The following is an 11,619-nucleotide window of genomic DNA, read 5'->3' on the forward strand; positions in this document are numbered from 1 at the left end:
TACCTCATCATACAATTGTAGCACCGAAAATGGAAAATTTACGAACCGTAATTTTCCAAAATATTGCAATATTTGTGTTTATGAATTAATCAGGTTAGAGCTGCAATCAGTTTTTTTGTGAGATTTTCTCTTGAATAGTCCAAATAGCTTAAATCTGAATTTTTCTGAATGGCTGAAGTTTGTTTCTGATCGTAAAAATGAATAATCCCTTCTGACATTTTTTTGTGGCTTTTATAACCGAAAATCAAACCACTGTTGGTTTCACGTATAATCTTTGCAGCATCTCCATTTTCCGGCCCTATAAAGAGAATGGGTTTCCGGCTTGCCAGATATTCAAAAAGTTTTCCGGTTAAAATTCCCTCGTTGTTTTTTACATCCGGAATAACCAACAAAAGCAAATCGGATGAAAACAGATATTCTATGGCTTTTGAATGAGGTACATAACCAGTTATTTCAATCAATTCAATTAAACCAGCCTGGCTAAACTGATCGGTTATTTCGAATGGAATTCTGCCAATAAACCTGATTTTTAACCTGGTCTTGATTTTCTCAGGCAACTCTGAAACTGCCCGAATCAAACCAGAAATATTGTATTCCTTCGATATGGTGCCTACATAAGAAATGTATAAAAGTTCCGGATCGGTGTTGCTTTCAATATTTTGAAAATCATCTGTGTCAAAACCATTGGAGATTACTTCAATTTTATCAAAAACACCTTTTGTTTTTTTTGCAAACAGTTTTTTCAACTCTTCACTTACAGTAATAATTCTATCTGATTTTTTCAGCACCTTTTTTTCCATCTCTTTATGGATTTGCGTGGCAATTTTAGTGGGGTAGAACTGTTTAAAATAGTAAATATCGTTCCACGGATCGCGTAAATCTGCAATCCATTTTATATTCAATGTTTTTTTCAAATTGAGCCCGATAAGCTGTGTGGAATGTGGCGGACTTGTGGTTATAACCGTTTCAATCTGATAGGTCTGAATCAACTCTTTGGCTTTGGCAATGGCATATTTGTTCCATCCTTTTCGGGGATCGGGAATAATAAAATTTCCCCGGATAAACCGGATAATTTTTTCTTTCAGATTAACTTTTTTCGTATTGGCAAAACCTCCGTATGGAACTTCCTTGTTTGAAGATACTTTTTTATAAAGTGAATACAATTCAAACGATTTGGCATAAAAAATCTTCACCGTTAGGGGAATATCTTTTTCAAGGGATGAATCAATTTGCGGGTAAGTCGCAAAATCGGGATGTACAGTTAAAACAAAAGGTTCGATTCCCAGAACAGGCAGATATTTCACAAATTTCACCCACCGCTGAACGCCGGCGCCCCCACTTGGCGGCCAGTAGTAAGTTATGATTAAAATTTTCTTCATGATTTAGCTGAAACGTGAAAAATTTCCTGTTAAAAAGAAAAACCGCGAAGGAAAAGGCAGAGAAAAAAAATAAAACTCTGCCCCGAAAAACCTCCGCGGAAAAATTTTATTCTAAAATTACAACTTTTCAAACAATCTTCGCATACTCACCTTTTTACCAATAATTTCACCCAATTCAGTTATGCCCACACGTTCCTGTTCCATGCTGTCGCGATATCGAATGGTAACGGTGTTATCCTCTGTAGTTTGATGATCTACTGTTACGCAGAATGGCGTTCCAATGGCATCCTGACGGCGGTAGCGCTTGCCGATGGAATCTTTTTCGTCGTACTGGCAGTTAAAATCGAACTTTAGGGTGTTAATGATTTCCTGTGCTTTTTCGGGCAGTCCGTCTTTTTTTACCAGCGGCAAAACAGCCAGTTTTACCGGCGCCAATACGGGCGGGAGTTTTAGCACTACGCGCGAATCTTTTTCCAGCTCTTCCTCGCAGTAAGCCGCCGAAATCACCTGTAGAAACATGCGGTCAACGCCAATGGAAGTTTCCACCACAAACGGTATGTAAGATTCATTCAGTTCCGGATCGAAATAGCGAATTTTCTTTCCCGAGAATTTTTCGTGCTGGGCCAGGTCGAAATCGGTACGCGAATGGATGCCTTCCACTTCTTTAAAACCAAATGGGAATTTAAACTCTACGTCCACCGCAGCATTGGCATAGTGGGCCAGTTTTTCGTGCTCGTGGAAGCGGTAATTTTCTTCGCCGAATCCAAGTGCCTGATGCCATTTCATGCGAATGGTTTTCCATTTTTCGAACCAGTCAAGCTCGGTGCCCGGACGCACAAAAAACTGCATTTCCATCTGTTCAAACTCGCGCATGCGAAAAATAAACTGACGGGCCACAATTTCGTTACGGAAGGCTTTACCAATCTGGGCTATACCAAACGGGATTTTCATGCGCCCGCTTTTTTGAACATTCATGTAGTTAACAAATATTCCCTGCGCCGTTTCGGGACGAAGGAAAACCTTTAAAGCTCCTTCGGCCGTGGAACCCATTTCGGTGGAAAACATCAGGTTAAACTGGCGAACATCGGTCCAATTACGGGTTCCGGAAATCGGGCATACAATTCCTTCGTCTTCAATAATCTGTTTAAGCTCTTTGAGGTCGTTGTCATTCAGTGCTTTTGCAAACCGTGCATGCAATTCGTCGTATTTTTGCTGGTTGGCCAGCACCCGCTGATTGGTGTCTTTGAATTGTTTTTCGTCAAAAGCATCGCCAAACCGTTTTTGGGCTTTGGCAATTTCCTTGTTAATTTTTTCTTCGAATTTGGCCAGTTGTTCTTCAATCAACACATCGGCACGGTAACGTTTTTTCGAATCTTTGTTGTCTATGAGCGGGTCGTTAAACGCATCCACATGCCCCGAAGCTTTCCAGATGGTCGGGTGCATAAAAATGGCCGAATCGAGCCCGACCACGTTTTCGTGCAACAAAACCATGCTGTCCCACCAATATTTTTTGATGTTGTTTTTCAGTTCAACGCCGTACTGGCCGTAATCGTAAACGGCGCTCAGCCCATCGTAAATTTCGCTCGACTGAAACACGTAACCGTATTCTTTACAGTGTGCCACCAGTTTTTTAAAGATATCTTCCTGTGCCATGTATATATAAATCTGATTTTTTTAATTGAACGACAAAATTAGAAACTAATCGGAATAATTAAACAGGAAATGCATTGAATTGAAAAATCATGTCATTGGTCATCAGTCACTCGTCAGTTTCTGTGCATGCCTAAATAAGGTTGACTTTTTTTCGTACTTATTACTTTTTACCGTATACTTTTTACTCTCCTCTTCCAACTTCCGACTCCTGACTTCCGACTTCCAGCTTCCCTCTTCTTACTCCACTTCCTCAAAATCAACATATTCCCCTTCGTCTCGGTTTCGGATGTTATTGCGTTTCTGGTCGTATTCAATGGTAACTTCTCCTTCCTGATTACCGGTTCTCCTTTGTTGTTTTTGCTGTTCTTGCATTTTTTGCTGCATATCTTTTATTTTGTTTTCAAGAATCATGGGCAGTACATACCGTGTAAATAGCCTGATTGCAAAATAAACGATGGCAATGATGATTAGGGTTCGAAAAAAATTCACAATATAAAGTGTTACAAAAAGATTCATTTTTCTGATGATTATTGAGTATCAAATAAAAAATTAACTCCAAATGACAAATTTAATTGTTTTGATGCCAATGGCTGAATAATACCCAAAATATTGTTGCTTGTAAAATAAATCTGAAGCCAGTTGGATGTGTAACTGGCCCCAAACCCGGGAAAAATATTTTGGGTATTTAGTAGGGCCAGACTTCCGTAAAAAACGAATTTTGGATGCAATGTTGCCGTAGCAAATACCGAAAACAAATTTAAAGCTTCCAATTTATAGTTTTTAAACTGGTTGTGAAATCCGGCAGTTAATTTCTCGGAAAAAATGTATTTACCTGCAATATTAATTTTCATAGGAAGCACAGAAAAGTTTCGCCTCCGGGTTTCATTTACATCAATTACGTAGGAAACCGAATCGCCAAAAGCAATAATAGCTTCACGCGGTTCCAGATAGTTATTTTCATCAGGATCGTATGATTGATAAAAATTTTGCGGACGATAGATGGCAGGCCTGGTGAATTCGGAATCATAAGTTTTGTGCCTGAACCCAATTATTCCGGCATCAGCCAGGCTGAGTGAAATTTCTGAAAACTTATCGGGTTTGAAAATTGCCCCCACATCGAATGCAACTCCAAGGTTCCGGGCTTGAAAAAAGTAATCGCCAGGCGAAAAATCGGCCCAAAATGATGACGACTTATAAATTGAATCACGCACGTGTTCTAACGGACCTGCCAACACAAAATTACCTTCGGTTTGTAAAAGCAATTGTTCCGGATTGGGATTAGTTTCCACCGAAAAATTTAAATCTTCTCCTGTGAAATGAAACTTTCCAAAAAGAATTTTAGGCCTGATACCTACATTAAATCCTTTCCATATCTCTTTTGAAACTCCTGTCGCCAGTTCACGGTAATGGGTTAGATGAAATGTAGCATTTCCCAGATTTTCATTCGAACCAAAAAATTCCTGGGTACCATCACGAATAACACGAACAATTTCGCGGTCGAAAATACCTTCGGAAAAAGCACGTTCGGAAACAGAAAAACTAAAAAAATATTCATTGTGCGTGAGGCTGCCATAAAACATAGTGGCTCCAGCCGACGCCTGAATCTGTCCTTTTTCATCAAGGGAATCGTAAAGCCGGTGAAAACTGTAACTGAATCCTTTTGAAAAGAGTGCGTTTAGCGGCACGCTGGAATTCCATTGTCCTGAAATACCTGAAAGAAATGGCATGCCAATTACCAGTTTCCCGGATTGATTTTGAATGGCAGGATTTTCCAACGATGCCTGCGAAATGCCCGGTAAATAGTAAAGCGAAGCTGATTCCTGGGCCGAGGCTTCAAAAAGCATGATCCAGAAAAGGCAAACAGAAAAAAGTTTCAATGTAAATTTCTCTCTAAACGGCATAATCATAATGCATAAACGTGCAAAATTAATTTTTATGCCGAAAAGAGCTGAATTAAAAAAGGAACTGGTTTCAAATATGTATTGGAAAAACCTTAAAAAGGTGAATGAATTGTTACAACGTGGTTTTACCTTTGAGAAACATCGCCGCCGCTTGATTCGTCAATATTTTTTACCGAAGGATTTCCATAATAGCTGACATCTCCACCACTGCTGGCGTTGGCATAAATTTCGCCGGTTGAATGAACTGCAACATCGGCCCCGCTGCTGGCATTTGCATGGCAAATTACGGCCTCCAAATCGCGGGCATTAATGTCACTTCCACTACTGGCACTTGCCCTTACTGTTTTGGCTTTTCCGCTCATTTTAATGTCGGCCCCGCTGCTGGCATCAAGTGCAACATCTTTGTAAATAATATCCAGAACTACATCGCTGCCACTGCTCGATCTTACCTTTAAAGCATCGCCTTGTAAAGTGTTTTCAGACCTTACGTCGGTGCCCGATGAGGCATCAATGCTGTTGAGGTCGGTTACCGATACATACACTTTTCTTGCTGAGGTATTGCCAAAGTTAAAAAAGTTGAAAAAATTTCCTTTTTTCATGTAAATGTGCAACGTGCCGTTTTTAACTTCGGTTACAATATCTTCAATAATATCATCGTCTGCTTCAATTTTTACTTCTTCAGTATCTCCCATTTTCAGGAATAAATCTATACCCGCCGAAACATTAACGGCATTGAAATTTTTAACTTTTCTGATTTCTGTTTTTTTACTGTATCCTGCCTGCACCGCAGTAAATGTCGCAGTTAGCAGCATCAGCGTAAAGAATAAAGCCCGTTTTGTTGTTTTCATTTTAAATTGATATTTAAGGTTTTCAGCAATTCAAAAATTTGATTCATTAAACTATTGACGCCCCAATTTATAACAAGTTACAGTAAAAGGCATTATTTTTTCCGTCAACGTATTTGTTTTTAGGGTAAAAGCACCCATTCAGGAAGTAACTTTATGAGGTTAATATATTTTAACGTAATGCAACGGGGTGATAATTGACCAATGTCGTGTAATATTTTTATTTTTGTCGGTTTAGATAAATATATATCTGATTGGATTTCATTCAGGTAATAAAAAGGAGAAAGCTATGAATTGGAAAAAATTTTGGATAGGAACATTGATTGTGATAATTGCCGGTTTGGGCTTTTACAGCTTTAACCGCGACCAGAAGAATTTTGAGATTGCCAAAAATCTGGAAATATATTACACCCTTTTCAGGGAACTAAACATGTTTTATGTTGACGATGTAAACCCGAATAAACTGGTGAAAACAAGTATCGAAGAAATGCTGGAGTCACTCGATCCTTACACCAATTATATTTCGGAAGACCAGATGGAAGATTTCAGGTTTATGACTACCGGAGAATATGCCGGAATTGGTGCCTTAATTGGGCAGCAGAAGGGGAAAATAGTAATTTCTGAACCGTATGAAGGCTTTCCGGCACAAAAATTTGGGCTGAAAGCCGGAGATATTATCCTGGAAGTTGAAGGGAAATCAACAGAAAAAATGACTACAGAAGATGTGAGTAATCTGCTGAAAGGCCCCGCAAAAAAACCCGTAAAAATAAAAGTAGAGCGGCCCGGCGAAAAGAAACCTTTTGAGGTGGACGTGGTACGCGAAAAAATTAACATCGATGCGGTACCCTATTACGGAATGGTTGAGAACAATACGGCGTACATCAGATTATCGCAATTTACAGCCAATTGCAGTGAAGATGTAAAAAAGGCTTTTCTGGAGTTGAAACAGAATAATCCGGAAGCACTTATTCTCGACTTGCGCGGGAATGGTGGCGGACTGCTGCAGGAAGCGGTGAAAATAGTGAACCTGTTTGTACCCAAAGGTTCTGAAATAGTGAGCACAAAAGGTAAAGTAAAACAGTGGGACAAAACCTACACTGCAACTTCAACCCCACTTGATACAGCCATTCGCATAGCAGTTTTAACCAATCGTGGCTCAGCTTCTGCTTCTGAAATTGTGGCCGGCGCCATACAGGACCTCGATCGCGGGCTGGTAATCGGATCACGCACTTTTGGCAAAGGTTTGGTGCAAACTACACGCGATTTGGCATACAATTCCAAACTGAAAGTGACCACTGCAAAATACTACATTCCCAGCGGGCGGTGTATTCAGGCACTTGATTATTCACATAGAAATGAAGATGGCAGTGTTGGGCATGTTCCCGATTCACTTATTTCGGAATTCACCACAAAAAAAGGCCGGAAAGTTTACGATGGCGGTGGAATTGTGCCAGATATTGTTTTGGAACCGGAACAATTGAGTAATCTCAGTATAGGCTTAATTACGAATTTTCTGGTTTTTGATTTTGCCACAATTTTTGCTAACCAGACAGAATCAATTACCGAACCCGAAAAATTTGAAATTACCGATGAAATCTTCAAACAGTTTTCTGATTTTGTAAAAGAAAATGATTTTGAATACGAATCACAATCGAAACAAATGCTTGAAGATTTGATTGAACAGGCAAAAGAGGAAAAATATTACGAACTGGCTTCCAGCGAGTTTGAAGAAATAAAAGCAAAACTTTCGCCACAACTCGATAAAGACCTCAATGTTTTTAGCAACGAGATAAAAAGCCTGCTGAAAAACGAGATAGTTTCGCGGTTCTATTACCAAAAAGGCGCAATACGGGCTTCAATCGGGGAAGATGAAGTAATTCTGAAAGCTGTTGATGAGTTAAAATCCCCTATGTCTTATACTTCTTATTTTGAACCCGGAATTATTATTACCATGAAGCGTCCGTAAAAATTATCAACCCTGAAATGAATCATGAGTTTTGAAGAACTAATCAACTTTCAGTTATTAAAGACTGAACATATTGTAATAACGGTTTCAAGTGTAATTATCATCGCTCTGGTGATGATTGCCACTTTTATCGTTTTGAAAATTGTCGGTAACTTTTTTAAAAAGTTCATTAAAAAGCAGGAAGCCGAAAGACGTACGTATTGGTCCCTTTATTTGATTCTGCGCTATGTGGTTTGGGTGGTAGTTTTGGTTTTATTGCTCGAAACATCAGGAGTGAAAATTTCGGTGATATTGGCAAGTATTACAGCCCTTTTGGTTGGTATTGGTTTTGGTATCCAGCAGTTGTTCAACGATATAGCATCAGGAATTGTACTGATTTTTGAGCGGAACCTTCAAATAAACGATATCATTCAATTGCAGGACGAAACCGTAGGAAAAGTTATCCATATTGGGCTGAGGACTTCTAAACTTAAAACCCGCGACGATGTGATTCTGGTTGTTCCCAATTCCAAATTTGTGAACGACACCATCATCAACTGGAGCCAGATGGATTTCAATACCCGGTTTTCGGTTTCAGTGGGAGTTGCTTATGGTTCCGACACCAGGTTGGTGACCGATATTTTGCTTAAATGTGCTTTGCAGAATAAAAGCATTTCGGAGTATCCCACACCTTTTGTTCGATTCACCGATTTTGGCGACTCATCGCTCGATTTTCAGATTTTTTTCTGGGTGCGTGAACCTTTTCTGGTTGAACACGCCAGGAGCCAGTTAAGATACGCCATTGACGATGAATTTCGTAAAAACGGGGTGCAAATTCCTTTCCCACAGAGGGATCTTCACATCAAAACAAATGTGAAGTAAAATAATTATCCTAAATTTTTTTTAAATGAAGTATTTTAAAAGATTCGTAATACCTGTTCTCCTTTTACTAGCAGGAATATTTTTAAAGTATTTTTTAAAAGAATTCGATTTTTTAAAAGAGGAATTTATCAATTCCTTTACGCGGGTAGGTTCAATCCTTTTAATTGTCAGTTTATCATGGGCAGCCATTGTGTTTATACGAATTGCGAAACTAATTTTTTTAGAGAATTATGATGTTTCGGTAGAAGATAACCTGCGTTCGCGTAAGTTTCAAACCCAGTTCAATATTCTCGAGCGTATTTTGGTTTTTCTCATTGTTTTAATTTCAATTGGGCTGATTTTAATGCTGTTCGATGAAGTAAAAAGAATTGGCGTCAGCCTTTTTGCTTCTGCCGGAATAGCCGGAGTAATAATCGGTCTTGCGGCCCAGCGGGTTATTGGCGCCGTGTTGGCAGGCATCCAAATTGCCATAACCCAACCCATCCGGCTCGATGACGTTGTGATTATTGAAGGCGAATGGGGCCGGATTGAAGAAATTACATTAACCTATGTGGTGGTAAATATCTGGGATAAAAGACGTTTGGTAGTTCCGTCCACTTATTTCTTTGAAAAACCTTTCCAGAACTGGACCCGCACTACTTCTGAGATTCTGGGAACGGTTTTCATTTATACCGATTATCATGTTTCTTTCGAAGCACTGCGGGAAGAACTCACCCGCCTGCTGAAAAGTACACCGCTCTGGGACGGAAAAGTAAATGTGTTGCAGGTAACCGATGCCAAGGAACGGAGCATTGAAATACGTGCGTTGATGAGCGCCAAAGACTCGGGAACTGCCTGGGATTTACGTGTGTTCGTCCGTGAAAATTTGATTGAATTCCTGCAAAAAAATTATCCCGAAAGTTTGCCAAAAACACGGGTTTTTATTGAAGGGGAAGGGAAAATGTTTAAAAATGAAGGCAGCCAGGTTGATGTTTCGAACAAAAAAGAATAAAAACTGGTTGCCTTTCAAAAATTTCTTGTCTTGATACTCAATACTCAACATCTCAATACTAAAAAATGAAAATATATTTTGCCGGTTCCATCCGCGGTGGCCGTGAAGATGCAGCACTTTATTCACAAATAATAGAATACCTAAAAAATTTTGGCGAAGTTTTAACAGAACACATTGGTGATTCGAGTCTCACCGAATTGGGCGACGATGGCTATTCTGACCGTTTTATTCACGACCGCGACCTGGAGTGGCTCCTTTCAGCCGGTGTGGTGGTTGCCGAAATTACCACAATTTCCGTGGGCGTAGGTTACGAAATAGGCCGTGCAGTTGCAGCAGGCAAAAAAGTGTTGTGCCTTTTCAGACCCGACTCCGGAAGAAACCTTTCGGCTATGATTGCCGGCTGCCCGGAATTGGAAGTTTTAAGGTACGGCAATTTCGATGAGACAAAAAGTGCCATTTCAGCATTTCTTGAAAAAAGGATTTAAAACTTTCATTAACACCTTTGCCTTGTTTTATTTCTTCTTCTTTTAACACATTCACAATCCTGCTTTATTAAAAGGAAATTTTTGTGTTAAATTTGAAGGAAATTAGATAAGTCTATAGTGCATAAAACGAAAGTCATATCACATATTCTGAAATTAATTGATTTTAAGGAACCCTGGTTCCCAAAAGTTTTTCTTTTGCTATCCATTCGCAGATTTTTAATCCTTATTTTAATTTGTTTACCCGATTGGGGGCTAGCTCAGGTAAAATCCACCGGAACACCCAGTATCCTGAATTATCCAAAATCTGAATACAACGCTGGAACCCAAAACTGGGGAATTGCTCAGGACAAAAATGGATTTATGTATTTTGCCAACAATGATGGTATTTTACGTTTCGACGGAGTTCACTGGGATTTAATTGAAATTTCCCGTTCGGCCCCCGTAAGATCCATAGGAATTGACGATGAAAATCGTGTATTTGCAGGCCTAAATAATGATTTTGGCGTGTTGCATCAAAACGAATCAAACCCGCCTTCTTTTCAAAGTCTCAGGCACTTGCTGCCCGATCCGAATATTCAATTTGATGATATATGGAAAATTCATGAAATTCCGCAGGGAATTGTTTTCCAGTCTTTCGATTACCTTTTTTTGTTGAGCAATAATAAAATTGAAGTAATTAAACCAGAGAACAGATTTCATTTTTCTTTTAATGTAAGTGATCGGCTTTTTTTACATGAACCTGAAGTTGGGTTGTTTGAATACATCAATGGGATGATTAATAAAGTTCCCTGGGCCGGCGAATTAAAGAATACTGAAATCTGGGCAATCATGGAAATAAAAGATAATCATCTGTTAATTGGAACAAGAAATAACGGAATTTTCAGGATTGAAAATGGAATACTCAGCATGTGGGATACACCAGCTAATGAATTAATTGCAAGAAATAAATTATACAGTGCTTCGAAAATAATGGATAGCCAGTTTGTTTTTGGGACCATTTTGGATGGAATTGTTGTTACTGATATCGAAGGAAATATTTTGCAGCATTTAAACCGGAGCAGAGGTCTGCAAAACAATACGGTTTTAAGTGTTTTTTCCGACAATAAAAATAATTTGTGGCTTGGGCTCGATAATGGAATTGACTATGTTGAAATAAATTCGCCCCTTAGCTTTTTTACTGAAAATGAAGGTTTGGGAACTGGTTATTGCAGCAGGTTTTATAACGATAAACTTTATTTGGGAACCAACCAGGGTCTGTTTGTAAAATTGCTGAATAATTTTATTGAAAGTGAAGAACCCTTTAAGCTGGTGGAAAATACGGCTGGCCAGGTTTGGTCACTGGGTATTTTCGACGGACAATTAATCTGTGGCCACAACTCAGGCACATTTCTTATTCAAGATGACCAGGCTGTAAATATAAGTGACCAGGAGGGTGCATGGAAATACATCAGGCTACAAAAAAGCCCCGGGATGTTACTCGGGGGGCACTACAACGGACTTGTGTTGTTGCAGAAAACAACCGAAGGCTGGGCGTTTCA

General features: G+C 39.3%; 10 protein-coding genes. 5 read left to right on the plus strand and 5 right to left on the minus strand.

The genetic code is table 11. From position 1 onward, the window contains the following. Positions 1 to 89: 89 nt before the first annotated feature. The 5 genes from ACESMA_RS20390 to ACESMA_RS20410 form a co-directional block, all read right to left on the minus strand. Entirely contained in the window at positions 90 to 1,379 is a 1,290-nt protein-coding gene (locus tag ACESMA_RS20390; protein ID WP_372950724.1) for a glycosyltransferase family 4 protein, read from the minus strand. A gap of 117 nt (positions 1,380 to 1,496) precedes the next feature. After that, a complete protein-coding gene (locus ACESMA_RS20395) occupies positions 1,497 to 3,032 on the minus strand; it encodes a glycine--tRNA ligase (RefSeq protein ID WP_372950725.1) in 1,536 nt (511 codons plus the stop codon). 237 nt (positions 3,033 to 3,269) lie between these two features. Further along, positions 3,270 to 3,548 (minus strand): DUF4834 family protein, encoded by a 279-nt coding sequence (locus ACESMA_RS20400; RefSeq protein ID WP_372950726.1) that lies wholly within the window; start codon positions 3,546 to 3,548, stop codon positions 3,270 to 3,272. A gap of 11 nt (positions 3,549 to 3,559) precedes the next feature. Beyond that, positions 3,560 to 4,876 carry a DUF5723 family protein gene (locus ACESMA_RS20405; protein ID WP_372950727.1) on the minus strand — a complete coding sequence of 439 codons (1,317 nt, stop codon included), beginning with the start codon at positions 4,874 to 4,876 and terminating at the stop codon, positions 3,560 to 3,562. 182 nt (positions 4,877 to 5,058) lie between these two features. Continuing rightward, a complete protein-coding gene (locus ACESMA_RS20410; RefSeq protein ID WP_372950728.1) occupies positions 5,059 to 5,781 on the minus strand; it encodes a head GIN domain-containing protein in 723 nt (240 codons plus the stop codon). Between the two features lie 286 nt (positions 5,782 to 6,067). Here ACESMA_RS20410 and ACESMA_RS20415 point away from each other — a divergent pair, with 286 nt between their 5' ends. The 5 genes from ACESMA_RS20415 to ACESMA_RS20435 form a co-directional block, all read left to right on the plus strand. Further along, positions 6,068 to 7,744 (plus strand): S41 family peptidase, encoded by a 1,677-nt coding sequence (locus ACESMA_RS20415; protein WP_372950729.1) that lies wholly within the window; start codon positions 6,068 to 6,070, stop codon positions 7,742 to 7,744. A gap of 24 nt (positions 7,745 to 7,768) precedes the next feature. Further along, positions 7,769 to 8,605, plus strand: coding sequence for a mechanosensitive ion channel family protein (locus tag ACESMA_RS20420; protein ID WP_372950730.1), 837 nt, complete (start codon positions 7,769 to 7,771; stop codon positions 8,603 to 8,605). Positions 8,606 to 8,630: 25 nt separating this feature from the next. After that, a complete protein-coding gene (locus tag ACESMA_RS20425) occupies positions 8,631 to 9,596 on the plus strand; it encodes a mechanosensitive ion channel family protein (RefSeq protein WP_372950731.1) in 966 nt (321 codons plus the stop codon). A 65-nt stretch (positions 9,597 to 9,661) separates the two neighbouring features. Then, positions 9,662 to 10,081, plus strand: a complete 420-nt coding sequence (locus ACESMA_RS20430) for a nucleoside 2-deoxyribosyltransferase (RefSeq protein ID WP_372950732.1) — start codon at positions 9,662 to 9,664, stop codon at positions 10,079 to 10,081. A 117-nt stretch (positions 10,082 to 10,198) separates the two neighbouring features. Continuing rightward, a partial coding sequence (locus ACESMA_RS20435) for a hypothetical protein (RefSeq protein WP_372950733.1) occupies positions 10,199 to 11,619 on the plus strand: 1,421 nt, incomplete at its 3' end.

The organism is Mariniphaga sp. (assembly GCF_041687215.1).
Taxonomy (GTDB): Bacteria; Bacteroidota; Bacteroidia; order Bacteroidales; family Prolixibacteraceae; genus Mariniphaga.